The sequence below is a fragment of the Labrenzia sp. C1B70 genome, from assembly GCF_000475395.1.
GTDB lineage: Bacteria > Pseudomonadota > Alphaproteobacteria > Rhizobiales > Stappiaceae > Roseibium > Roseibium algicola.
Genome location: NZ_AXCE01000008.1, coordinates 229,372 through 253,936, shown reverse-complemented (window position 1 = coordinate 253,936; position 24,565 = coordinate 229,372). Strand labels below are relative to the sequence as shown.

General features: G+C 59.6%; 18 protein-coding genes. 13 read left to right on the top strand and 5 right to left on the bottom strand.

Annotated elements, in window-relative coordinates:
- Positions 1-5 precede the first annotated feature (5 nt).
- A complete protein-coding gene (locus Q666_RS44885) occupies positions 6-1,295 on the top strand; it encodes a trehalase family glycosidase (RefSeq protein WP_023003054.1) in 1,290 nt (429 codons plus the stop codon).
- Between the two features lie 10 nt (positions 1,296-1,305).
- Entirely contained in the window at positions 1,306-2,364 is a 1,059-nt protein-coding gene (locus tag Q666_RS44880) for an ABC transporter ATP-binding protein (protein WP_023003055.1), read from the top strand.
- 38 nt (positions 2,365-2,402) lie between these two features.
- Here Q666_RS44880 and Q666_RS64820 read toward each other — a convergent pair whose 3' ends face one another.
- The 4 genes from Q666_RS64820 to Q666_RS44860 all read right to left on the bottom strand — a co-directional run bounded on the left by Q666_RS64820 (position 2,403) and on the right by Q666_RS44860 (position 10,667).
- Entirely contained in the window at positions 2,403-3,839 is a 1,437-nt protein-coding gene (locus Q666_RS64820) for a serine protease (RefSeq protein ID WP_023003056.1), read from the bottom strand.
- A 138-nt stretch (positions 3,840-3,977) separates the two neighbouring features.
- The gene (locus tag Q666_RS44870) at positions 3,978-4,853 is read right to left on the bottom strand and encodes a transglutaminase family protein (protein WP_023003057.1); all 876 of its coding nucleotides are present in this window, start codon (positions 4,851-4,853) and stop codon (positions 3,978-3,980) included.
- A 42-nt stretch (positions 4,854-4,895) separates the two neighbouring features.
- Positions 4,896-7,301, bottom strand: coding sequence for a circularly permuted type 2 ATP-grasp protein (locus Q666_RS44865; RefSeq protein WP_023003058.1), 2,406 nt, complete (start codon positions 7,299-7,301; stop codon positions 4,896-4,898).
- Positions 7,302-7,334: 33 nt separating this feature from the next.
- Positions 7,335-10,667 (bottom strand): transglutaminase family protein, encoded by a 3,333-nt coding sequence (locus Q666_RS44860; protein WP_023003059.1) that lies wholly within the window; start codon positions 10,665-10,667, stop codon positions 7,335-7,337.
- A gap of 604 nt (positions 10,668-11,271) precedes the next feature.
- Here Q666_RS44860 and Q666_RS44855 point away from each other — a divergent pair.
- The 3 genes from Q666_RS44855 (at position 11,272) to Q666_RS44845 (ending at position 14,611) form a co-directional block, all read left to right on the top strand.
- The gene (locus tag Q666_RS44855; protein WP_081713240.1) at positions 11,272-12,363 is read left to right on the top strand and encodes an ABC transporter substrate-binding protein; all 1,092 of its coding nucleotides are present in this window, start codon (positions 11,272-11,274) and stop codon (positions 12,361-12,363) included.
- Positions 12,364-12,499: 136 nt separating this feature from the next.
- On the top strand, positions 12,500-13,354 hold the full coding sequence (gene kynA / locus Q666_RS44850; protein WP_023003061.1) for a tryptophan 2,3-dioxygenase: 855 nt from the start codon (positions 12,500-12,502) through the stop codon (positions 13,352-13,354).
- A 120-nt stretch (positions 13,355-13,474) separates the two neighbouring features.
- Complete coding sequence (locus tag Q666_RS44845; protein WP_023003062.1) at positions 13,475-14,611, top strand: ABC transporter substrate-binding protein; 1,137 nt, start codon at positions 13,475-13,477, stop codon at positions 14,609-14,611.
- A gap of 392 nt (positions 14,612-15,003) precedes the next feature.
- On the opposite strand, the gene Q666_RS44835 is transcribed toward Q666_RS44845, so the two are convergent.
- Entirely contained in the window at positions 15,004-16,062 is a 1,059-nt protein-coding gene (locus Q666_RS44835) for an NAD-dependent epimerase/dehydratase family protein (RefSeq protein ID WP_023003064.1), read from the bottom strand.
- A 559-nt stretch (positions 16,063-16,621) separates the two neighbouring features.
- Between Q666_RS44835 and Q666_RS44830 the strand changes: the two genes are divergently transcribed.
- The 8 genes from Q666_RS44830 to Q666_RS44795 all read left to right on the top strand — a co-directional run bounded on the left by Q666_RS44830 (position 16,622) and on the right by Q666_RS44795 (position 24,389).
- The gene (locus tag Q666_RS44830) at positions 16,622-18,361 is read left to right on the top strand and encodes an ABC transporter substrate-binding protein (protein ID WP_031270305.1); all 1,740 of its coding nucleotides are present in this window, start codon (positions 16,622-16,624) and stop codon (positions 18,359-18,361) included.
- A gap of 175 nt (positions 18,362-18,536) precedes the next feature.
- Entirely contained in the window at positions 18,537-19,601 is a 1,065-nt protein-coding gene (locus tag Q666_RS44825) for an ABC transporter ATP-binding protein (RefSeq protein ID WP_023003066.1), read from the top strand.
- Between the two features lie 12 nt (positions 19,602-19,613).
- On the top strand, positions 19,614-20,705 hold the full coding sequence (locus Q666_RS44820) for an ABC transporter ATP-binding protein (protein WP_023003067.1): 1,092 nt from the start codon (positions 19,614-19,616) through the stop codon (positions 20,703-20,705).
- Complete coding sequence (locus Q666_RS44815; protein WP_023003068.1) at positions 20,702-21,568, top strand: sugar ABC transporter permease; 867 nt, start codon at positions 20,702-20,704, stop codon at positions 21,566-21,568. Before Q666_RS44820 ends, Q666_RS44815 begins: the two co-directional genes overlap by 4 nt.
- 11 nt (positions 21,569-21,579) lie before the next feature.
- Positions 21,580-22,377 (top strand): carbohydrate ABC transporter permease, encoded by a 798-nt coding sequence (locus Q666_RS44810; RefSeq protein WP_023003069.1) that lies wholly within the window; start codon positions 21,580-21,582, stop codon positions 22,375-22,377.
- The gene (locus Q666_RS44805; RefSeq protein WP_023003070.1) at positions 22,374-22,655 is read left to right on the top strand and encodes a DUF2160 domain-containing protein; all 282 of its coding nucleotides are present in this window, start codon (positions 22,374-22,376) and stop codon (positions 22,653-22,655) included. Before Q666_RS44810 ends, Q666_RS44805 begins: the two co-directional genes overlap by 4 nt.
- Before the next feature lie 167 nt (positions 22,656-22,822).
- Entirely contained in the window at positions 22,823-23,218 is a 396-nt protein-coding gene (locus Q666_RS44800; RefSeq protein ID WP_023003071.1) for a BlaI/MecI/CopY family transcriptional regulator, read from the top strand.
- The gene (locus Q666_RS44795) at positions 23,205-24,389 is read left to right on the top strand and encodes a M56 family metallopeptidase (protein ID WP_023003072.1); all 1,185 of its coding nucleotides are present in this window, start codon (positions 23,205-23,207) and stop codon (positions 24,387-24,389) included. Before Q666_RS44800 ends, Q666_RS44795 begins: the two co-directional genes overlap by 14 nt.
- Positions 24,390-24,565: the final 176 nt, after the last annotated feature.

Genomic DNA, 24,565 nt, shown 5'->3' with positions numbered 1-24,565 from the left:
ACGCTGTGGCACACGCAGATCTAGACCAGGCGGCAAAGGCCATCCTGACCGAAAACGACCAGGGCGGGTACACGATCCCGACGAAGGGTCTTTATCCGTACCAGTGGAACTGGGATTCCGTCTTTGTCGCCCTGGGGTTTGCGGAATTCGACCAGGACCGGGCCTGGCAGGAAATCGAGATGCTGTTCCAGGGCCAGTGGCGCGACGGAATGGTGCCGCACATCCTGTTTCGCAAGGACGATCCGAGCTATTTTCCCGGACCGAGCGTGTGGGGAACCGACGGCGGTCCGATCCCGAGTTCCGGTCATTCCCAACCGCCGGTGGCCGCGTCCGTCGTCCATAGCCTGGTGGAGGCTGACCGGACCGGCAAGGCACTGGAGCGGGCGAAGGCCTTGTTGCCGAAACTGATGGCCTGGCATCGCTGGTATCTTGCCTATCGCGACCCGAAAAACCTTGGTGTCATTGCCGTCATTCACCCCTGGGAATCCGGCCGGGACAACCTGCCGGACTGGGACGAGGCGCTGCGGGCGGTCGAGGTCAAGGACATTGGTCCCTATGAGCGGAAGGACACCTCTCATGTCGATCCGGCCATGCGGCCGCACAAGGAGGACTACGACCGTTATCTCAGCATTGTCGCTGCTTGCCGCAAGGTTGGCTGGGATCCGGAAAAAGTCGCCGAAACCTGCCCGTTCTTCGTTGCCGACCCGGGCGTTACCTTCATCTTCCTGCGCGCAAACCGGGATCTTCTCGCGCTGGCCGAAAAACTCGGCATGAGCGCGGAAGCCGACGAGATCCGAGGGTGGATCGCGGCGATGGAAAAAGGCAGCCGGACGCTTTGGAATGATGAGGTCAAGGCACATGTCGCTTTTGACGAGCGTCGCGGCAAGCAGACAGATGGCATCTCCAGTGCTTCCTTCCTGGCACTCTATGCCGGGCTCCATGATCCGCAGACCCTTGGTGCGCTTCAGGGACATTTCGACAGGATCGCGGAGCGGGTCGAATACCTGATGCCGTCCTATGATCCCGATCACCGCAGTTACGAGCCTTTGCGGTATTGGCGCGGACCGGTGTGGGCGATGATCAATTACATGATCGCGAAAGGTTTTGCCGAAGCAGGCGATGCCGTCCGGGCGGAACGACTGCGCGCCGACACCGCGCGGCTGATCGAAACCGGGGGCTTTGCGGAATATTTCAGCCCGGAAACGGGCGCAGGAGCAGGTGGCGGATCGTTCTCCTGGACGTCGGCCATCTGGCTGACCTGGGCTTCGCCTTCACACGCCGAGCAGGCAGCTTAAGGGGGACGCGATGGGAGCGATCCAGCTCAACAAGGTTGAAAAGTGGTTCGGCAACCTGCAGGTCATCAAGGGCATCGACCTCGACATCAAGGATGGCGAATTCGTCATCTTTGTCGGACCGTCCGGCTGCGGGAAGTCGACACTGTTGCGTCTGATATCAGGGCTTGAGGAAACCAGCCGTGGTGCTATCGAGATCGATGGCAAGGACGTCACTGCACTGCCGCCATCGGGGCGGGGACTGTCGATGGTCTTCCAGTCCTACGCGCTTTACCCGCATATGTCGGTGCGCGAAAACGTCGGTTTTGGTCTGAAGACCGCAGGCTTTCCCAAGGCGGAGATCGACCGCAAGGTGAATGCGGCTGCCGAAGTGCTGAAGCTGGACGAATATCTCGACCGGCGCCCCAAGGCGCTTTCGGGTGGACAGCGCCAGCGGGTGGCCATCGGCCGCGCCATTGTTCGCGAGCCAAGTGCCTTCCTGTTCGATGAACCGTTGTCGAACCTGGACGCAGCGCTTCGCGTCGAAATGCGTTTCGAGGTCGCCCGGCTCCACAAGAGCCTCGGCACCACCATGATCTACGTGACACACGATCAGGTGGAAGCCATGACGCTGGCCGACAAGATCGTGGTGTTGCAGGCCGGCAGGATCGAACAAGTCGGATCACCGCGCGAACTTTATGAGCGGCCGGACAATCTGTTCGTGGCCCAGTTCATCGGTTCGCCGAAGATGAACGTGTTGCCCTGTTCACTCGAAGAAGGACGGTTTTCGCTGCGCGGGCATGGCGGCGGACCTTATCCGTATGCCGGCAGCGGACAAACACCGGTTAAACTCGGCATCCGTCCGGAGCACATCAGCCTTGCAACGCCGGGCGAGGGGCATTGCACCGGGACGGTGGAAGTGGCCGAGTATCTGGGTGCAGACACCTTCCTTTACGTGGCGCTCGACGGGCTTGAAACGATCCTGGTGCGCATCAGCGGTGCCGAAGACGTGGAGGAGGGTACTCGTGTTGGTCTGACCTTCGACGAGAGCCGCCTGCATTTCTTCGACGGCGAAGACAAGGCCATCCGCTAAGACTGCCTGTCGGAAAGAACCCGGCCTTTTCGGCGGGTTCAGTTCCGGCAGAGCACCAGCACGGTGTATCGAGAAGCCTCCTCGTCGATCCGGGTCGGGCTCTTGATGTTGGTTATGGTGTTGTAGGAAGGCGCCAGGCCGAGATCTTCCATGAACTCCGCCATCAGCTTGCCCCTGACCGCGAAATTCACGTTTTCCGGCAGGTCACCGGCCAGTTTGAGCGTCTTGAACTTGTCCAGACGAGACACAACAGTGCCGACAACAGCCCCCGTCCTGTCCAGAACCGGGCCACCTGAATTGCCTGGCTGTACCGGTGCTGTCAGCATGAAATGGCGGCTGTCGCCCTTGACGCCTGCCAGCGACGAGATCATGCCGGGAGTGAAGTTCAGGTTGTTGTCCAGGATCTGGGCAAAGGGATAGCCGATCACGAAAATCTCCTCTCCGCGAACGATCGGCTGTTTTGAGCGGAACTGCGCAACATGATCCGACTTGCCGTTGTCGAGCTGCAGGATCGCGAGGTCGTTTTCCGTGTCCGCCTTCACCAGCCTCGCGGTACCATGGCCTGGAATATCCAGCGAGCGGCAGTTGCCGACCACATGCGCATTGGTGCCGATGTGGCCTTCGCTCGTCAGGAAATAGCCGCTGCCGGAGGAGGAGGTCTTGCGGCCGATAATATCCTTGCGTGCTCCCTTGGGAAGCGGATCGCTGCTGTTGTCCTCTTCCAGAACCTGCAGGCCGGGAGCTGATGTGACCGCGTCCAGTTTCTCCTCGTCTGTTCCGTCGTAAAACGTCATGCTGTTCGACATGGCAACTGCCACGCGATCCATGAAGACGGCATGGCGTGCCTGCCAGGCAAGCGAAAAGCCGCGGCTGTCCGAAGAGGTCTTCATCATGCGCAGGTAGAAATCACGTCCATCCTGCCGACCGGAGACGACGAAGTAGTCATTCCGGAATTGCTTGTGCTCCACGGTCCGCCCGTCGCTGGTATCGGTCAGACGCTTGTAGAGGGCCGCGTAGTCGGTTTCTTCCGCCGAAACCTGCAGGGTTTCCAGTTCGATGCTGTTGTCGTAGGCCCGCCAGAGGTGTCCGCGCGGCGTTTGGGTGGACGGTTCGAAGAGCTTGCCCGGAACGCCGAGCTGCAATCCGGAAACGGCGTCCTTGTAGGTTTCAAAACCGACCCGTTCGACAAGGTCTAGGCCATCGCGCTGGAGAATCTGCATCTGCTCGTCGTCGAGCACACCGTTCGGGGTGAAGTCCCGGTGCTTTTGGAAAGTTGTGAGGGCGTTATAGGTGAGCCTGCCGAAGGTTCCGTCCACCTGTGAGGCGTAGTCTCCCGTAAAGACCAGCAGGAACTGGATCCGGACCCGTTCTCGCCAGTCCCTGGCATGGAACCAGTCCTTGGACTGATCGTAACCTGCCTGCACGGTGCCGGCTGATACCAGCAAAAACACGATGGCATGAAGAAACGAACGCATAACCAGCTCCCCTTGGTCGCGTTCCACATTTTAGCAAAACGGCGATGATGGAAACAGGCTCGCCCTGCTCAGCCGGGGATATCTCGCGATAAAACTCCGGAGGCGGTGTTCAGATGGAGCAGCCTGAAAAATCATGTTTCAAAGCGGAACAACATCGACCTTGTGATCGGTGGTTTGGGACCCCGACGTGCGCAACACGCCTTTCACCGGTGCCGCGTCTCCATAGTCGCGGCCATGCGCGACAACGATGTGATCCTGCCCGACCCTGAGGGCATTGGTGGGGTCATATTCGATCCAGCCGATCTCGATGCCGCACCAGGCCCTGACCCAGGCGTGCATGGCATCCGCACCTTCCAGCCGTTCCTGGCCTTCCGGGGGAATGGTCCGGAGAAAGCCGCTGACGTAGCCTGCCGGAATGCCGATGCTTCTGAGGCATGCGATCATGATGTGCGAAAAATCCTGGCAGACGCCATGACGTCGCTCGAACGCCTCGATGGCCGGAGTATCGACTGTTGTGGCCTCGGCATCGAAACGCATGTCCGTGTTCAAGGCCTTGCCGATGGCTTCGACGGCGGAAATCGTGCTCATGCCCGGAACGACATGGTCCTGCGCATAGACTGCAAACGCGGGGTCGAGGGGAAGGCGCGGTGAGGCTGAAAGAAAATGGACCGGCGCCCTGGGGGCAAGCGACTGAACGCCGGAGAGCTCCCTTGCCAGCGCGTGCAACGGCGGTGAAATGTCGAGTTCTTCCGGCACCGCTGTTCTGTCGATACGGGCCTTCAGCTTGAAACTGAGTTCGCTGTGGCTGCGCCGGTAGGCAACGTCGGTGACAGCATTGCCGAAGAAGTCCGTCCGGTCGTGACGCTCAGAAGGGCCAGGCACGATATGGATCTGCCCCGCCATCAGCTTCTGCTCGCCGGGAATGGTCGCCGGCATCAGCCGGAGCGCATGATGTCCGTAGTTGGCCGGGCTGGCATAGTCGTAAGTGATTTCAAGCGTTACATCGTAATGCACGGGCGCCTCGCGTCGGGCGTGTCGGGTGAAAGCGACCGTCCGTTACCGGATATAGGCATCGGTCAGCTCCACGGAGAGATAGGAGATCTGATCGCGAAGATCGGCAAGAGAAGCCGGTGTCAGTGTCTCCGGGGTGGCGATTGCCAGAAGTGTGTGAACCTGCAGGACGGAGCGGGCCAGCTCCGAAAGATGCCCGTTTTCCGTCGCGTTGGGCAGCACGCCGATATGGTCTTTCATGTCGGTCAGCTGGTAGAGCACCGCGCGCGGGTTCTTGGTGTCCATCGCCAAAAGGTCCAGCACGGTGGCATGGCTGAGAGAGACCGCATAACGCCGGCTCATGGACATGGCGCTGTCGCCAACCTCAAGCAGCAGTTCAAGAGAGCCTTCCGGGGCGTCTTCGTCGGTAAAGACCGACAGGAGATCAGCCATCCGGTGGGCGCGTTCCAGTGCACGGCCGATGGACAGGAAACGCCAGCCGATAAACCTGTACATGTTTTCATGCACAAGACCCGAAAAGCCGGTGATCTTGCGCAGCAGCAGGCCCATGGCTCTGGTAACGTCGGCATTGTCGCGCATCGTGCGCTTGGCGCCGTTCGCGGCCTGGGCAAGGTCGTTCAGCGCCAGCCAGCCATCGACGGAAAACCGGTCGCGTACCTTTGCAGCGCTGGCGACGGCCGATTGCAGCATGTCGCACAGGCCATCGGGAACCGGCTCGACAGGCGCCATGCCGATCTTGTCCAGATATTCCGCCGTCAATGCCACAAGCGGGGCTTCCGGGTCCGCCGTTTCCATCAACCGGGCATGATAGGCACGCAGCAGCCGCACCGCGCCTTCCGCACGCTCCACGTAGCGGCCGAGCCAGAACAGATTGTCGGCTGCGCGCGATGGCAGGGAACCGGTCTGTGATTTGAAGAACGGCGATTCCGTCTGGTGGAGCAAGGTTTCCTTGTGCGGCTTCTGACCGCCGACGATCCACACATCGGCCGCCGATCCGCCTGCCTGCATGGCAATCGCACTTGCATCTTCCGTTTGTCCGATCCGGGCAAAGCCGCCAGCCATGACTTCCCAGCCGTTGGTCGTTCGGGCCAGGAAGACGCGCAGGCTCATCGGCCGGGGGACCAGAAGCCCGTTGTCATAGGCAGGTGTCGTCGACAGGGTCACGGCTTCCTGCCCGACCAGCCTGTCACTCTTGCTATCGATCCAGGTTTCCAGAATGCCCTTGTGGAACTTGTCGAAATCCTTGCCGATAAAATCGGTATGGGAGGACGTGAAAGGCAGCGCGGTCGACAGCGCGGGGCTGAACATCATGCCTTCCGCATTTTCCTTCACGTAGGCTTTCGTTCCCTCTTCACCGCACCACCAGGTCGCGACGTTCGGCAGTTTCAGCGGCTCGCCGAGCAGGTGTTCGCTGATACGCGGCAGAAAGGCAAGGAGCGCGCGTGTTTCCAGAATGCCGGTGCCGAGCGCATTGATCATGGTGACTGCGCCGCTGCGGACCGCCTGAACAAGACCCGGTGTACCGATGTGAGAGGTTTCGTTCAATTCCACCGGATCGGCCCAGGCGGCATCAAGGCGCCGCCAGAGAACGCTGACGGGCCTCAGTCCGGCGACCGTGCGAACCATCAGCTTGCCGTTTTCAACCGTCAGGTCCTCACCTTCCAGCAGCATGAAACCGAGATACCGGGCGATGTAGGCATGCTCGAAATAGGTGTCGTTCAGCGGGCCTGGTGTCAGGATCGAAACGCGGCTTTCGCTTTCTCCACGCAGCTCGACCAGGTGGTCGCGGAACCGCCGGAAAAACCCGGCGAGCCGATGGACATTGGCGCGGGCGAAGAACTCGTTGAAGACGCGTCCGGTTGCGACCCGGTTTTCCAGTGCGAAGCCGGCACCGGAAGGCGCCTGTGCCCTGTCGGACAGAACCCACCAGGTTCCGTCCGGTCCGCGGCCGATCTCGAACGACAGGAAGTGCAGAAAATGTCCGGATTTCGGCTTGATGCCCACCAGTGGACGCTGCCACTCCGGGCTTTGCGCAATCAGGCTTGCCGGAAGATAACCGTTGGTCACCAGCCTGTTGTCGCCATAAAGATCGGCGACAACCTGTTCCAGAAGTTCGGCGCGCTGGGTCAGGCCGTCTGCAATCACCTGCCAGTCGTCCTGGCTGATGATCACCGGAATATGGCTCAACGGCCATTCCCGCTCATTCGCCCCGTCCTGCCCGTATTGACGGAAATAGACCCCGGCATCGTTCAGATACTGATTGCCGCGCGCGAAACGCTCGGTGATTTCCTCCGGCGTCAGAGCGCTCAGATGCTCCAGAAACGGCCGCCAGACCGGTCTTACCCGGCCATCAGGGAAGAGCAGCTCGTCCGAAACATCCGGAAAGGGACGATAGGCCTTCAAGAGGCCGTAGCGAAGCGCTCCGGGTTCTGCGTTTTCGTCCAAGCTCATGCATCGTTTCCAGTCGGCGGGGCTGCCGGTTCGTCAGACATTCTGCGGTCTGCGCAGGTCCAACGTCAACGGAAACTCCGGATGCGGCCGTTCAAGCCCCGGAAGATAGAGCCCCGGCGTATGGCCGTGCGGCTCGAACCTTGCAAGGCGGCGGGCTTCTGCCTCGTTCCCGTTGACAGGAAACGTGTCATAGTTCCGTCCGCCCGGATGAGCAACATGATAGACGCAGCCACCAAGGGCCCGGCCGCTCCAGCGATCGAAGATATCGAAGGTCAGCGGGGCGTCGACCGGATGCACGGGGTGCAGCGCCATGGCCGGTTGCCAGGCCTTGTAACGGACACCGGCAACCGAAACGCCGTTGGTCTCGGTTTTCCTGAGCGGCAAGGTCCGCCGGTTACAGGTGACGGCGTAGCGATCCGGATCGCTGGTGGTGAGCTTGACCTGCAGACGTTCAGTGGAACTGTCCGTATAGCGCACGGTGCCACCGATGGCGCCGGTTTCGCCCAGTACGTGCCAGGGTTCCAGCGCCTGTCGAAGTTCCAGGTGAACACCATCGACCTCAAGTTCTCCGCAGAAGGGGAAGCGGAATTCGGCCTGGGCTTCGAACCAGTCCGGACGCATCTGAAAACCGTGATGCTCCAGATCCCCCAGGACGTCGAGAAAATCGGTCCAGACATAATGCGGCAGCATGAACCGGTCGTGCAGGGCCGTGCCCCAACGGGTCAGATTGCCGGACAGTGGCTGCTGCCACAGGCGCGCAATGAGCGCCCTGAGCAACAGCTGCTGGGCAAGGCTCATGCGCGGGTCCGGCGGCATTTCGAAGCCGCGAAACTCGACAAGGCCCAGCCGTCCTGTCGGGCCGTCGGGGGAATAGAGCTTGTCGATGCAGATTTCCGCCCGGTGGGTGTTGCCGGTGACGTCCACAAGAAGGTTGCGCAGCAACCGGTCAACAAGCCAGGGGAACGGCGTTGCTCCCTCATGTGGGCGGTGGATCTGTGACAGCGCGACTTCCAACTCGTAAAGGCCGTCATGACGGGCCTCATCGACGCGCGGTGCCTGAGAGGTTGGGCCGATGAAGAGGCCGGAGAACAGGTAGGACAGGCTTGGATGGCGCTGCCAGTGCAGGATCAGGCTGCGCAGGAGATCAGGCCGGCGCAGGAACGGACTGTCGAGCGGCGTCGCACCCCCAACTACCACGTGGTTGCCGCCGCCGGTGCCGGTGTGCTTGCCGTCGATCATGAACTTGTCGGCACCGAGCCGCGACTGCCGGGCTTCCTCGTAGACGCCTTCGGTGATCGCGACACATTCCTGCCAGCTGGATGCCGGATGGATGTTGACCTCGATGACGCCCGGATCCGGTGCAACGCGGATGACATTCATGCGCGGGTCGGGCGGGGGTGGATATCCTTCGATATGAACCGGCAGCTTCAAGTCAGCCGCGGCAGATTCCGCCACCGAGATGAGTTCCAGATAGTCCTCGATCCGTTCCACCGGCGGCATGAAGACGCAAAGACGTCCGTCGCGAGCTTCCACCGACAGCGCTGTTCGGACCGATGCTCCGCCAAATTCGTCGTCCGTCAGGGTTTGTTCCCGCCGGTCCTGCTGGCCTTCGCTGGCGGTGAAATGGGCAACATCCTGCCTGCGGTCAGCGCGCGGGCCCGCAGGAAACTCCGGCAACGGATCGCGCGGCACGGTCGGATCGGCGATGTTGGTGTAGGGATATTGGGCCGGTGGGACATGGGGCAGGGATTCCAGCGGCAGGCGGTAGCCGACAGGGCTGTCTCCGGGTACGAGGAACAGCGCATCACGGCGCAGCTTCCAGCGTTCGGATCGCCAGCGGTGTCCGCCGGCCTTCGATTGCCAGCGCTGGATCGGCAGCACATGTCCGGCAGGTTCGGTCAGCCCGCGGTCGAAGACACGGGCAATACGATGCCGGGCCTCGGCATCCTCCAGCTTGGAATTTTTCGGGGTGACATTTTCCGGAAGGTTGGCTTCCTTCACCAGCCACACCGCTGGGTCTTCATAGGCGGCCACCACGTGGTCCGGGTCGATTTCCAGCTTCGTTGCGATCTCCTGCAGCAGCGCTGCGGCCTGATCTGCGCTGGCCTTGGTATCGTCGCCTTCTTCCGCGATCAAATCCGGATCATGCCAGATCGGTTTTTCGTCGCGGCGCCAGTAGAGCGAGAAAGTCCAGCGGGGCAGGGTTTCACCCGGGTACCATTTCCCTTGGCCGTAATGCAGGAACCCTCCAGGGGCAAAGCGTTCACGCAGCCGGCGGATCAGAATGTCCGCCTTCTGGCGTTTGGTCGGGCCGACCGCGTCGGTGTTCCATTCAGCGGCTTCGAAATCATCGATCGAGACGAATGTGGGTTCACCGCCCATGGTCAGGCGGACGTCCTCCTGCGACAGGATCCGGTCGACTTTGGTGCCGAGCTGATTGAGTGCCGACCAGGCATCGTCTGAAAACGGCTTGGTGATGCGCGGATGTTCGGCGACGCGGGCCACCTTCATGTCGAAGGCGAAGTCGACCTCCGCCTTGCTTGCCATGCCGACAATCGGGGCGGCGTTGACGTAATGCGGCGTCGCAGCCAGCGGAATGTGGCTTTCGCCTGCCAGAAGGCCGGAGGTCGGATCGAGCCCGATCCAGCCTGCACCCGGCAGGAAGACCTCGGCCCAGGCATGAAGATCGGTGAAATCGTGATCGGTGCCGGAGGGGCCGTCCAGTGCTTCCAGATCCGGCTTCAACTGGATGAGATATCCGGAGACAAACCTTGCGGCAAAACCGAGATGGCGCAGCGCCTGAACCAGCAGCCAGGTGGAATCGCGACAGGACCCGGTTCCTTTCTCGAAGGTTTCTTCCGGTGTCTGTACGCCAGGCTCCATGCGAATGACATAATTGACGGTCTGGGAGACTTTGGCGTTCAGCCCGACGATGAAGTCGACGGTTCTCTGGCGATCCTTCGGGACCGATTCCAGGAACGCGGTCATGTGCGGGCCGGTCGGGTCGAGGCGACGGTAAATCTGAAGATCTTCGCGAAGTTCCGGCGGATAGTCGAAGGGCCATTCTTCCGCGCTCTCCTCGATGAAGAAATCGAAGGGATTGTAGACGGCCATGTCGGCGACCAGATCCACTTCGATCTTGAATTCGCGTACAGGCTCGGGAAACACGAAGCGGGACAGCCAGTTGCCGTAGGGGTCCTGCTGGTGATTGACGAAGTGCCCTTCGGGCGAAACCTTCAACGAGTGAGACAGGACCCGGGTGCGGCTGTGAGGGGCCGGCCGCAAGCGGATAATCTGCGGGCTTAAGGTAACCGGACGGTCGTATCGGTAATGGGTCAGGTGATAAATGCTTGCACGAATTGACATTTACAGGGTCCCGGTATTTGTCCGTTTCAAAGCGCGAGTGTCAGGTTTTCACAAAATCAAACGCATAACCACGTCTTTCTGTAGGCAGTTTCGCCTCACGAATGGGCTGCAAGCATCTTGTGAAAGGAGAAGACCGGAAACCAGGTGAAATCTCGTGTCGCCGGTCAGGGTTCGTTAAACACGATGCAATCCTTCCGGCGAAGCCGGCTCTGACGAGCGCTTTTCCTGTGCTAATTTCGGATTGATTAACACAATCGGATCAAGGTGCCGGCTGCCAGCGAACGGCCAGCAGGCATGAGCTCTGTTGCGGCCGGGTTTCAGGCAGGAATGTCTCAGGAACCGGTTTCTGGCAATCTTTGGATATGCGCCAATAAAATGTGCGTAAGTGGTTGCCACTTCTGCAGAACATATTTGTGGTGGCTAATATGACGCCGGGGGCATAACCAGGCACTGTTTCGGTGCGATCGGCCGGCCCCATGTCAAGGTTCCGTTCGGCTTTCGAACATTCAACCGGTGCTTCGGTGAATGTCCGTGATCTGAAGCGGGGCCGTTCTTGCGTGAAGAGCTGCAAGACGGGACGGGCAAGGATGAAGAGCGAAGGATAATGATGATCGTCAGACTGCTGTGCATGGTGTGGTTCTGGGTGGCAGCCGGCGTGGTCCAGGCGGCGGACTTCCGCGTGACCTTCATCAATCCGGGTGGTGAGACCGGTTTCTGGGGTGACGTGTCCAGAACCATGATGGCGGCTGCTGCCGATCTGAACGTCGACCTGGAAATCCTGCACGCCGATCGGCGTCCCTACGGCATGGAAGAGCTTCTCAGCCTCCGGCTGGAACAGGGGGAGCTGCCGGACTATTTCATTCTGGTGAACGAGAACCAGGCGGCAGCCCGTCTGATGCAGCTTATGGAGGGCCGGGAGAGTAAGGTTCTGTTCCTGCTCAACAAGCTGACGCCGAAGCAACGGGTCGACCTGGAACGCAGGAACATCGATCTTCATGGTATTATCGCCTCGGTCGTTCCGGACAATGAAACGGCCGGTTACGAGATGGCACAGTCGTTGTTTGCCGAAGCGCGGCGGCTCAACCCTGAGGCAGGGGAAATCCGGTTGCTGTCCCTGACAGGCGATTCAACAACTCCTGCCGGATTGCAGCGGGAACTCGGCATGTTGCGGGCTGTCGCAGACAACAGCGACGTCAAACTGGTCCATGCCATTCCGGTCGACTGGAGCGAGGAACTTGCTTTCGCGCGGACGAAAAGCGTTTTGAACCGTACGCGAATTGACGTCGTCTGGGGTGCGAACGATGACATTGCTTTCGGTGCACAGCGTGCAGCAACCGATGCCGGGCTGAACATCGGCAAGGATATATTGTTCGCCGGGTTGAACTGGTCGAACCGCGGCATGAATGCGGTACGGTCCAACGAACTGACCATGACACATGGCGGGCATTTCTTTGCAGGTGCCTGGGCGATCGTGATGCTGAGGGATCATTTCTTCAGAAGTGTTCAGGGGGAAGTTTTCGTCGATGTCGTGTTCAAGATGTCGCCGATCACCGCCCAGAACGTCGAGCTATATCTCAGCAGGCTTGGTGACGGGAATTGGGACAAGATCGACTTTGCCCGTTTCTGCAAATCGTCTTCCAATCATAGCCACTACGATTTTTCAGCTGACGCCATTCTGGAAGCTGCCGGCAGTTGACCGGCGTGCCGGCTGGAAGTGGACGGCTGTTGTTTCTTTTCTCGTAACACTTTGAATTCTCACCTATCCAAGTCTGCTGTCCGGACGGTATAGATGCCTTGGAAGGGCCATTTGAAGAGCCCAGCGGGAGAGAGCCATGAGCGACGAAGCCGAACCGGGCAAAGCCTATAATCCGGAAACGGAAGGCGCCGAGATGCGCTTTGCAGACAAGATGTCCTATGGCGACTATCTGGGGCTGACGCAGATTCTGAATGCACAGGCACCCTTGTCGGATGCTTCCGATGAACTGCTTTTCATCATTCAGCACCAGACGTCGGAATTGTGGATGAAGCTCATGCTGCATGAGCTGAACGCCGCTCGCGATGCGATTGCCGATGATCACATGCCGCAGGCGATGAAGCTTCTTGCCCGGGTCAGCCGGATCATGGAGCAACTGAATTCTGCCTGGGATGTGCTGCGGACAATGACGCCGAGCGACTACACCCAGTTCCGGGATGCCCTCGGCATGTCCTCGGGCTTCCAGTCGCTGCAATACCGGCTGATCGAATATGCGCTGGGCAACCGGAACACGGCAATGATCCGACCGCACGAGCACGACGCGCAAAGCGTTGCTTTGCTGAATGCGGAGCTGGCCCGCCCCAGCCTTTACCAGGTCGTGCTGGCCTTCGCCCGCCGCCAGGGTCTCGATGTGCCGGATGACGCCATTGCGGTACCTGCTTCTGCTCCACATCTCGAAGTTCCCGCGATCATGACGCTCTGGCAGAAGGTTTACCGGGATCCGTCCGCCCATTGGGCCCTTTACGAGGTCGGTGAGAAACTGGTTGATCTGGAAGACTACTTCCGCCGGTGGCGCTTCAATCATGTCACCACCGTGGAACGGGTGATCGGTTTCAAACGTGGAACCGGCGGAACCGGCGGCGTCAGTTACCTGAAGCGCATGCTGGAAGTCGAACTCTTCCCCGAGCTCTGGCATGTGCGCACCGCGCTCTGAAACAGTCTGCGTCTCGTCATTCTTGGACGAATTGCATGTTTGCCATCGGCGTTTGTGCCGATAGAGTGTCGTTTCAAGAGCCCCGCAAGCGGGCTCAAGGGACTGAAGAGGGGATTTCCTATGTTGAAACAATTTGCTGCGGCCGCCAGCCTGGTGGCCCTTCTGGCGGGAGCGGCACAGGCCGAACCCGTCAAGGTCGGCATGATCACGACCCTGTCCGGCGGTGGTGCAGGTCTTGGCATCGATGCACGTGACGGCTTCATGCTGGCGGTCAAACAGGCCGGCAACAAGGACCTGGAAGTGATCATCGAAGACGACCAGCGCAAGCCGGACGTCGCGGTTCAGCTTGCCGACAAGATGATCCAGTCGGATAAGGTCGACGTCTTGACCGGCATTATCTGGTCGAACCTGGCCATGGCCGTCGTGCCGTCTGTCACTGCCCAGGGCAAGTTCTATCTGTCACCGAACGCCGGTCCGTCCGCTCTGGCCGGCAAGGGCTGCCATCCGAACTATTTCAGTGTTGCCTATCAGAACGACAACCTGCATGAGGCCGCAGGTGCCTACGCCAAGGAAGCCGGTTTCAAGAAGAGTTTCATCCTCGCGCCGAACTATCCGGCCGGCAAGGATTCGCTGACCGGATACAAGCGCTACTACGACGGTGAACTGGCGGGTGAGATCTACACCAAGCTGGGCCAGACCGACTATGCGGCCGAGATTGCCCAGATCCGCGCATCGGGCGCCGATAGCGTGTTCTTCTTCCTGCCTGGCGGCATGGGTATTTCCTTCCTGAAGCAATATGCCGACAGCGGCGTCGGCCTTCCGGTCGTTGGTCCAGCCTTTTCCTTTGATCAGGGTATCCTGCAGGCCGTCGGGGATGCTGCGCTGGGCGTGAAGAACACGAGCCAGTGGAGCAAGGATATCGACAACGATGCCAACAAGGCCTTCGTTGAAAGCTTCCAGGCCGAATACGGTCGCCTGCCGTCGCTTTATGCGGCCCAGGGTTTCGACACGGCCAATCTGCTGCTGTCGGCCATGGCGAAAGCGGATGTGACGGACGCTGACGGTTTCCGCGCTGCGCTTGAAGCAGCTGACTTCCCGTCCGTGCGCGGCAAGTTCAGCTTCGGCCCGAACCATCATCCGATCCAGGACATCTATGTTCGCGAGGTGATCAAGGAAGGTGATGTCTACACCAACAAGATCGTCGGAACGGCCCTGACTGATCATGGTGATGCCTATTCAGCCGAGTGCAAGATGTAAGACCCGGCGGGTTCTCCAAGCTTTGCGAAAGGCGCAGTCTCAGGGCTGCGCCTTTTTCTTTTTTGAAATCGTGGGGCTTCCAGGTCCCGGTTCGCAGGAAGTATGGGGCTGGGTTCAATTACCTTTGCCGGCGAAATTACTCCTCACCTAACTTCGGTCTTTCCAGGGCTTGCCCCTGTAATCCGCATCTTGGCCATGCCTGCCGGGGCTGTGGTTTGGCGCAAGGGCAACGGCATGGATCCCATGGTCGAGCCACGGGATGACGGGGAGGGAGTGGGAGAATAGAGGGCATGGATACGGCGATACTTTGCCCGGCGTCCGTCATTGCAGGGCTTGACCCTGCAATCCCTGCCGTGATCTCAGCGAACGCAGATGGTGTGGTCTGAAGCGAGCTACTTCCCGAACGCACCTGTATCGATCATCTGCTGGAACATCTCTTCCATGGAGGTTTTCATCGGCCTGTAGGTTACGCCGAGGGCGCGTTTGCTTTTGGAATTGTCGGCGCGCCATTTCACGTCGACGTTGTTGGTGACGAATTTCCGTGAAATACCGCCGACGATCGGCCCGACCAGCCAGACGATCCATTTGGGTAGCGACTGGCGAGGCACCGGATAACGTTCGCCGTATTTCTCGATCAAGGCCTTGCCGAGTTCCAGAATGTTGGTGTCGTGGCCGGAGATGATATGCCGGCCCTCGGCCTCTTCCCGGAAACCCGCCTCCATATGTGCCCTGGCAAGGTCACGCACATCCACGACACCAAGGCCAAGTTTCGGAGCGCCCCGTTTCATGGTGCCGTCGCCCATCTGGCGGACGATGTTGAAACTTTCGGATGTCGGCCCGGCGTTAAGGGCCGGACCGATCACCAGCGACGGATTGACGGTGACCAGCTTGAAGCGATCCTGAGCCCTGGCGTTCTTCCAGGCTTCCTGTTCCGCAAGCGTCTTGGAATAGCTGTAGGGCTGGTATTCGAGAGAGGCGGTGGTGTTCCAGACCTCCTCCGTCAGTTTGCCACCGGGGGCTTTTAAGCAGTCGATTGCATCCGTGTAGATGGCCGCGCAGGAGCTGGTGACGACCACGCGTTTGACACTTGCAGTCCGCGTGGCGGTTTCCAGAACGCTCCGTGTGCCTTTCACTGCGGGCTCGATCAGTTCCCTCTGCGGGTCCTTGACCGATGTGGTGAAAGGGGAGGCCGTGTGGAAGACGATGGCACAGCCTGCCATCGCCTCGGCGTAGGAACCTTCCTCCAGCAGGTCGGCCCTGAAAAAACGCAAGGTGCCCGGAGATCCGGCCGCAATCTTCTGAAGGTGTGCGACCTTGTCCTTGCGGTCCGGGTCACGGACAGCAGCGTGCACCGTAATTCCGGCATCGAGCAATTCCTTCACCAGCCAGCCGGCAACATAGCCCGTGGCACCCGTTACCAGGACCGGTGCATCGGTGGAAAAAGAGGTCATCGGATCTGGTCATCCTTCCTTTGAAGGCCGCTCTTGTGCCGGCAGCTTGTCCAAGCAGTGAGATAGCCGCTGGATGGTGTGCGTCAACACAGGAATTTTTTCTGCCATAGATGCCCGTCCAGCAGCCAATGGGCGACAGACGATCGTGAAGACCTGCCCGGCGGACGTCGTATCCGGGGTGCAGACAGGCTGGGGACACGGGCGAGCAGGCCACGCTGCAGTGCAAAGTCAGTATTCGGATTTCGTTTTGCGATGCAAAACGAACCTCAATAGAAGTATGATGTAGAAAAATATGAAAGACTCGAAACCCGATTTCGTGCTACATCTGATGTCAAAATTGTGCCACACTGACGGTGCTGGTCGACAGGTGACCGGGTTTTCGGGTCGAGTGCAGGGGGCGTTCCTGTTCTTGAAAAGCCTTTGAAAACAATATTTTGCCACTCTTTTGAGTAGGCTTGATTATCTACTAAAAATTTAGTTTGACAACATGGCGATGCTGTGACCATCTATTCGTAGCCGGTTAATGACGGCGTTTAATATCTCACGGGAGGAGATGCAGATGCGTAAGTATCTACTCACCGCAGTCGCAGCTGGTGCTGTGCTTGCGGGGGCAGGGTCCGCTTTTGCCGATGAAGCAGCGGCGCAAAAGTGGATCGACCAGGAATTCCAGCCATCCGTTCTGTCAAAAGATGAGCAGCTTGCAGAAATGCAGTGGTTCATCAATGCGGCCGAACCGTTCAAGGGCATGGAAATCAACGTCTTGTCCGAAGGCATTCCGACGCACTCCTATGAGTCGGAAGTTCTGACCAAGGCCTTCGAAGAAATCACCGGTATCAAGGTCAATCACCAGATCCTCGGCGAAGGGGAAGTGGTGCAGGCCGTGCAGACCCAGATGCAGACTGGCCGGAACCTCTATGACGCCTATGTCAACGACTCCGACCTGATCGGCACCCATTCCCGTCTGCAGCTCGCCTACAACCTGACCGACTGGATGAACGGCGACGCCAAGGATGTCACCAACCCGGGTCTCGACCTGGAAGACTTCATGGGCACCCAGTTCACGACCGGCCCGGACGGCGACCTCTATCAGTTGCCTGACCAGCAGTTCGCAAACCTCTACTGGTTCCGCAAGGACTGGTTCGACCGTGAAGACCTGAAGGCAGCCTTCAAGGAAAAATACGGTTATGAACTCGGCGTGCCGGTCAACTGGTCCGCATATGAGGACATCGCCGAATTCTTCACCAAGGACGTCAAGGAAGTCGACGGCGTCCAGATCTATGGTCACATGGACTACGGCAAGCGCGCACCGGATCTCGGCTGGCGCATGACCGATGCCTGGCTGTCCATGGCGGGTGCAGGCGACAAAGGCGAGCCGAACGGCGTACCGGTTGACGAGTGGGGCATCCGCATGGAAGCCGGCACATGTAACCCGGTTGGCGCTTCGGTTTCCCGCGGTGGTGCTGCAAACGGCCCGGCGGCCGTCTACGCGATCCGCAAGTGGGACGAATGGCTGCGGAACTACGCGCCTCCGGGTGCTGCCAGCTTCGACTTCTATCAGTCCCTGCCGGCTCTCAGCCAGGGCAACGTTGCCCAGCAAATCTTCTGGTACACCGCGTTCACCGCGGACATGGTGAAGCCGAAGTCCGAAGGCAACAACACGGTTGACGACGAAGGCACGCCGCTGTGGCGCATGGCTCCGAGCCCCCATGGTCCTTACTGGGAAGAAGGCCAGAAGGTCGGCTACCAGGACGTGGGTTCCTGGACCATCCTGAACTCCACTCCGGTGGATCGTGCGAAAGCAGCCTGGCTCTATGCCCAGTTCGTGGTTTCCAAGACGGTTGACGTGAAGAAGAGCCATGTCGGTCTCACCTTCATTCGCGACAGTACCGTGCGTCACGAGTCCTTCACCGAGCGTTCTCCGAAGCTCGGCGGCCTGGTCGAGTTCTATCGCTCGCCGGACCGTGTTGCCTGGTCCCCGACCGGTATCAACGTTCCGGACTATCCGAAGCTGGCCCAGATCTGGTGGCAGCAGATCGGTGACGTGAACTCCGGTGCGTTCACGCCGCAGGAAGCCATGGATCGTCTGGCACAGGAAATGGACATCGTCATGGCCCGCATGCAGCAGGCTGACGAGCGCGCCAACGTCTACGGTGGCTGCGGTCCGCGTCTGAACGAAGAGTCGGATCCGCAAGAATGGCTGAACAAGCCGGGCGCACCGAAGGCAAAGCTCGAAAACGAGAAGCCGCAGGGCCAGACCGTGAACTACGACGAGCTGGTCGCACGCTGGGCTGAAAAGTAAACCTGAGCGCGACGTGCAAGGGCATCGTGTCTGCCATGCAGAACATGGTGCCCGGGCACCCATCACCCAACAAACCGGACCGGGGCGTCTCCCCGGTCCACCACCGATCCGAAGCGACAGGGCGCGAAATCGATGTTTCGCCACTTGCACCTGTCCGGACGCGGGCGAAAAATAAATGTCTCTAGAACTTAAGAACGTCAGCAAGCGCGTTGCAGGCATCACCCATGTCAAGGAAACGAGCCTGACGCTGCATCCCGGTCACTTCAATGTTCTGCTTGGGGAAACCGGCTCGGGCAAGACCTCGCTGATCAAGCTGATGGCTGGTCTCGACAGCCTGGCGACAGGGCAGATCGTGCTGAATGGCAAGGACGTGTCTCGCCTGTCCGCGCAAAAGCGCAACATCAGCCTGGTGCACCAGTTTTTCGTCAACTACCCGCATATGTCTGTCTTCGACAACATCGCCTCGCCGCTGAAGGTTGCAGGTGTTGCCAGGTCGGAGATCGAAGGCCGGGTGGAAGAAGCGGCCAAGCTGATGAAGCTGAACCCGTATCTGAACCGCAAGCCGCATGAACTGTCGGGCGGCCAGCAGCAGCGCACCGCGCTGGCGCGGGCCATCGTCAAGGAAAGCGATGCGGTCTTCCTCGACGAACCGCTCGCCAACCTCGACTACAAGCTGCGCGAGGAACTGCGCGACCAGCTTCCGGAACTTTTTGCAGGCCGCGGTGCGGTCGTCGTCTACGCGACGTCCGAGCCTGAAGAGGCCCTTCTTCTGGGAGGGCACACGGCCCTCATGACCGACGGCAACGTGGTGCAGTTCGGCCCGACCGCCGACATCTATCGCAAGCCGAAGGATCTGGACGCCGCCAAGGTGTTCTCCAACCCGCCGATCAATGTCGCCTCGGTGACCAAGCGCGGAGACCTGGTGATCCTGAACGAGGTCACGAGCTGGCAGGCCACAGGTGCTGCGTCGGGACTTCAAGATGGCGCCTACACCCTTGCGATCCGGCCCAATCACGTGATGCCGGTGGCAAGTGCGCATCATACCGTGAAGCTTGACGGACACGTACTGGTGACGGAGCTCAGCGGTTCGGAAAGCAGTGCCCATTTCGACATGGACGGCAACGCCTGGGTCTCTCTGTCACCCGGTGTTCATCCCTATTCCGTCGGCGAGGTCCACACTTTCTACCTGGATCCGAGCCATTGTTTCTTCTTTGCGCCTGACGGCCAGCTGGTCGCCTGAGGAGAGGACATCATGGCACAAATCAAACTCTCCAATCTGCGTCACAGCTACCAGCCCAACCCGGCGAGCGATGCGGATTACGCGCTGAAGAAGATCGACCTGACGTGGGATGACGGCGGCGCTTATGCCCTGCTTGGCCCGTCGGGCTGCGGCAAGTCCACGCTGTTGAACATCATTTCCGGCCTGCTGGTTCCTTCTGAAGGCAAGATCCTGTTCAACGATCAGGACGTCACCTCGCTGCTGCCGGCAAAGCGCAATATCGCGCAGGTGTTCCAGTTTCCGGTCATCTACGACACGATGACCGTTTACGACAATTTGGCCTTTCCGCTCAGAAACCGCGGGCGAGACGAGGACACGGTCAAGCGCCGGGTCGCCGCGATCGCCGAAATGCTGGAAGTCAGCGACATGCTGAAGGTCAGGGCGGCAAATCTTTCGCCGGACAACAAGCAGAAGATCTCCATGGGCCGTGGCCTCATCCGCGAGGACGTCAACGTCGTCATGTTCGACGAGCCTCTGACGGTGATCGACCCGCATCTGAAATGGAAGCTGCGATCCAAGCTGAAAGAGCTTCATCAGCGGGTCAAGGCGACCATGATCTACGTGACGCACGACCAGACCGAAGCGCTGACCTTTGCCGACCAGGTGGTGGTGATGCAGGACGGTGAAGTCGTGCAGATCGGGACGCCAGTGGAGTTGTTCGAACGTCCGGCCCACACTTTCGTCGGTCACTTCATCGGCTCTCCGGGAATGAACGTCCTACCCTGCGACGTCCAGAACGGGGCCGCGTTCTTCCGCGGTGAAAAGGTCGCGCTGGAAGGCCCGGTGACTGCTGCCGGCGACGGCACGGCGGAGATCGGCGTCCGTCCGGAATTCGTCAAGGTGTCTGCCGACGGTGCAGGCATTGCGGCGAAGGTCCGCAAGGTTGCCGATATCGGTCGCCACAAGGTGGTTGAGGCGATCGCTCATGACATGCGTATCAACGCCATTCTGGAGGGCGAAGCGCCCAATGCCGGAGACGACGTGATGCTCGACTTCAAACAATCCCAGACGCGTCTCTACAAGGACGGCTGGCTGGCGAGCCAGCCTGAGGGAGGGGCCCGATGAAAACGCAAAATCAACGCGCCTGGTTCTTCGTAACCCCGGTGCTCATTCTTGTCGCCTTCAACGCGCTCATCCCGATGATGACCGTGGTGAACTACTCCGTTCAGGAAACCTTCGGCGACAACCTGTTCTTCTGGCAGGGTCTGGACTGGTTCGAGCAGGTGCTTCGCTCGGAGCGTTTTCACAATGCGCTCGGACGGCAGTTCCTATTCACTTTCCTGATCCTGATTATCGAGGTGCCGCTTGGTGTCGCGATTGCGCTGTCCATGCCCAAGAAGGGCTTCTGGGTGCCGTTCTGCCTCGTCACCATGGCCTTGCCGATGCTGATCCCGTGGAACGTGGTCGGCGCGATGTGGAACATCTTCACCCTGCCGGACATCGGTCTGCTCGGTTACTTCCTGAACCACACCCTGGGCATCTCCTATGACATGACCCAAAACCCGATCGCTGCCTGGGTGACGATCATCGTCATGGATGTCTGGCACTGGACATCGCTGGTGGTGCTCCTGGCCTATGCCGGTCTGGTTTCGATCCCGAACGCCTATTATCAGGCGGCGGAAATCGATGGAGCCTCCCGGTGGGCGGTGTTCCGCTTCATCCAGTTGCCGAAGATGAAAACGGTGCTGACCATTGCCGTGCTGCTGCGCTTCATGGACAGCTTCAACATCTACACCGAGCCTTTCGTGTTGACGGGCGGTGGTCCGGGCAACTCCACGACGCTGCTCTCGATCGATCTTGTGAAGATCGCGCTGGGTCAGTTCGACCTTGGACCGGCAGCCGCCATGTCCCTCATCTACTTCGCCATCACGTTGTTCGCCTCCTGGCTGTTCTACACGCTGATGACGATGAACGATAACAAGTCCTGAGGAGAACCGTCATGCGCCTGAAAAGCCTGGTTCCCATCCTGTACATTCTCTTCCTGATGTTGCCGATCTACTGGCTCGTCGCGATGAGCTTCAAGACCACCAACGAGATCCTGTCCGGGTTCACCCTGTTCCCGCAGACCTGGACCTTCGCCAACTACATCGAGATCTTCACCGATCCGACTTGGTACTGGGGCTACATCAACTCGATCATCTACGTGACCATCAACACGGTCATTTCGATCACCGTCGCGCTGCCGGCAGCCTATGCTTTCTCCCGCTATTCCTTCGTGGGCGACAAGCACCTGTTCTTCTGGCTGCTGACAAACCGTATGGCTCCGGCGGCCGTCTTCGCGCTGCCGTTCTTCCAGCTCTATTCCGCCGTCGGCCTGTTCGACACCCATCTTGCCGTTGCACTGGCACACTGCCTGTTCAACGTGCCGCTGGCGGTCTGGATCCTGGAGGGTTTCATGAGCGGGGTGCCGAAGGAACTGGACGAAACCGCCTATGTGGACGGCTATTCCTTCCCGCGCTTTTTCATGACGATCTTCCTGCCGGCCATCAAGTCCGGCGTCGGGGTGGCCGCCTTCTTCTGCTTCATGTTCTCCTGGGTGGAAATGCTGCTGTCCAAGACACTTACCGCCGTCGAGGCGAAACCCATTGCCGCCGTGATGACCCGAACCGCTTCCTCCGCCGGTTACGAACTGGGTCTGCTGGCGGCCGCCGGGACCCTGACCATCATTCCCGGCGCCATCGTCATCTATTTTGTCCGTAACTACATAGCCAAGGGCTTTGCCCTGGGGAGGGTATGATGCTCGGTTGGATGGCCTGGACCCTGCCGACGGCTCTGCTGTTCGTCGGTATATTCTCCGCAATCGGGGTGCTGACTGCTTTGGAAGTGAAATTTCCCGGTGGCGCTGCCCGGCGCGGTGTCCTGGGACTTGAAACGACCCGCGGCGACCGCCTCTTCATCACCTTGCTCGGAACGGCCTATATCTTCCTGGCCTGGCTTGGCCTGGTGGGCAACCCGCTCTGGTGGCCGCTCGCTCTGAGCATCGGTTGGGGCGTCTTCTGCTTCTGGAAAGTCTGATGTGAATAAAGGCGCGCGGGTTTCCCGCGCGCTTCGTCCATCAGGTGGTCACGATCAGGGGAGAAACCCGAACACCTTCGTCGACTAAAGACATAGTAATTTCCGATATTCTGGTGCATGAATAGATGCGTAAGCCACATCCATTCCGCAATCGGTGCAGGACTGTAATGAGAAAGCGTAAGAGCAACGAGTTTTTGACCGAAGTCGAACTGGAGTTCATGACCGAACTCTGGAAACTCGGCGAAGGTTCCGTGCGGGACATCCTTGCATGTCTGCCGCCGGAGAGAAAACTCGCCTATACGTCCTGCGCCACCATCATGCGGATCCTGGATGAAAAAGGCTTCGTGGACAGCCGCAAAGAAGGCAAGACATTCATCTATTCCCCTCGGCTGACCAGGGATACCTACCAGTCCCGATCTCTCCGAAACCTTTCAGAAAAACTGTTCGACGGCACGCCGGCGTCCCTCGTGGCCCGACTTGTCGATGAATACGAACTATCGGGAGACGATCTGGAGGAAATCAGAGCGTTGCTGGACAGGAGGAGGACAGATGACGCTACTTAACCAGATTTTCGATATCTATATCGATCTGAACATCACACTGGCCATTACCGCAATGGTGTGGCTGAGCGCCAAACTTCTGCTGGCCCGTTCCGGCAAGAAGGTCGACTTTTCCGTACAGCTTGGGCTGCTGAACGGCTTGTTCGCCCTGATCCTGCTAACACCCTTCGCCGTCATGGGCTACCAGCACATGCTGTCGGCGGAGGTGGTCCCCCGGACCATGTCCGTCAACCTGGCCGATTACGCCGTGTCGCAGTACCTGCGTGGCGGCATCGCCATTTCGGCGGAAGACTTTCAGTCGCTGCTTGGACTGCGAACGCAGATCAGCGAAACGATCCTGACCCTGTCTACCGGTCTGGGTGCCGGGATTGCTTTGGCTTTCGTGGCCGGGTTCAGCTATTTCGCGCTGAAGCTTGTCGTCAGCTTCGTCCGATTGTACCGGGTGCTGGCAACCTGCCATGAATGGCGGAGCAATGGCCGTGTGCTGTTGCTGCTGTCGGATCGCGCAATGGTGCCGTTTTCCGCACGTGGGCTGAGGCGCCACTACGTGGTCATTCCGTCCGACCTGCTGGCCGAGCCGGAAGACCTGAAGCTGGTTCTCAAGCACGAGTTCCAGCATCTGCGCCAGGGCGATGTCACCTGGGAAATCGGGCTTGAACTGCTGCGCCCGCTGTTCTTCTGGAACCCGTTCTTCTACATGTGGAAGTCGGAAGTCGAGCGTCTGCGTGAACTGGCCTGCGATCAGAAGGTCGCCGAAAACGCCCATGTGGACCTGAGGTCCTATTGCATGTGTCTGCTCCGCGCCGCCCAGGCGGGGATCCGCAAGCGCCAGGACAAGGAAGCGCGCAAACGTTCCGTCGGGATCGCAGCCGTTGCCCTTTTGGAGGTGCAGGACAAGCTGCTTCGCCGTTCCCCGGCCGCGAAACTGCGCCGCCGCGTGGAGGCCTTGCTGGAGACCAATCGGGTTCGTCCTCATTGGGGCGTTACCTGCCTGGCCGTGCTGCCCATGGTGGCGGTGGTTTTCCTGTCGGCACTATCGATCCAGAAACCGGCGGACTGGAGCCAGGACCGGCTGATGCTGTCGGCCATCATCAATCTGGAACGCCTGGAAACCAGAAACGGTTCGAACGGGCAACAGGCCTATAATACCTTTGCGCAGCGCCCGCTGCGCTGAGTGATCCAAAACTGCTCCGGGCGGAAAGTCGTCCGGAGCAGGAGCATATTCCCTCTGTTCTACAAAACGTTTGGTCTTGCTCAGGCGAGCGACCATGAGTTCCCGTTCGCGCTGTGCGTGCCTCGATTGCGGGTCATTCAAAAATATCCATCTGGAAATCATTCGCCATTCAGGGG

Bases quoted from the DNA above. Each gene is read 5' to 3' on its own strand.
- Q666_RS44880 (WP_023003055.1), top strand. From the start codon at position 1,306: ATGGGAGCGATCCAGCTCAACAAGGTTGAAAAGTGGTTCGGCAACCTG.
- Q666_RS64820 (WP_023003056.1), bottom strand. From the start codon at position 3,839: ATGCGTTCGTTTCTTCATGCCATCGTGTTTTTGCTGGTATCAGCCGGC.
- Q666_RS44865 (WP_023003058.1), bottom strand. From the start codon at position 7,301: ATGAGCTTGGACGAAAACGCAGAACCCGGAGCGCTTCGCTACGGCCTC.
- Q666_RS44860 (WP_023003059.1), bottom strand. From the start codon at position 10,667: ATGTCAATTCGTGCAAGCATTTATCACCTGACCCATTACCGATACGAC.
- Q666_RS44855 (WP_081713240.1), top strand. From the start codon at position 11,272: ATGATGATCGTCAGACTGCTGTGCATGGTGTGGTTCTGGGTGGCAGCC.
- kynA (WP_023003061.1), top strand. From the start codon at position 12,500: ATGAGCGACGAAGCCGAACCGGGCAAAGCCTATAATCCGGAAACGGAA.
- Q666_RS44845 (WP_023003062.1), top strand. From the start codon at position 13,475: ATGTTGAAACAATTTGCTGCGGCCGCCAGCCTGGTGGCCCTTCTGGCG.
- Q666_RS44835 (WP_023003064.1), bottom strand. From the start codon at position 16,062: ATGACCTCTTTTTCCACCGATGCACCGGTCCTGGTAACGGGTGCCACG.
- Q666_RS44830 (WP_031270305.1), top strand. From the start codon at position 16,622: ATGCGTAAGTATCTACTCACCGCAGTCGCAGCTGGTGCTGTGCTTGCG.
- Q666_RS44825 (WP_023003066.1), top strand. From the start codon at position 18,537: ATGTCTCTAGAACTTAAGAACGTCAGCAAGCGCGTTGCAGGCATCACC.
- Q666_RS44820 (WP_023003067.1), top strand. From the start codon at position 19,614: ATGGCACAAATCAAACTCTCCAATCTGCGTCACAGCTACCAGCCCAAC.
- Q666_RS44815 (WP_023003068.1), top strand. From the start codon at position 20,702: ATGAAAACGCAAAATCAACGCGCCTGGTTCTTCGTAACCCCGGTGCTC.
- Q666_RS44810 (WP_023003069.1), top strand. From the start codon at position 21,580: ATGCGCCTGAAAAGCCTGGTTCCCATCCTGTACATTCTCTTCCTGATG.
- Q666_RS44805 (WP_023003070.1), top strand. From the start codon at position 22,374: ATGATGCTCGGTTGGATGGCCTGGACCCTGCCGACGGCTCTGCTGTTC.
- Q666_RS44800 (WP_023003071.1), top strand. From the start codon at position 22,823: ATGAGAAAGCGTAAGAGCAACGAGTTTTTGACCGAAGTCGAACTGGAG.
- Q666_RS44795 (WP_023003072.1), top strand. From the start codon at position 23,205: ATGACGCTACTTAACCAGATTTTCGATATCTATATCGATCTGAACATC.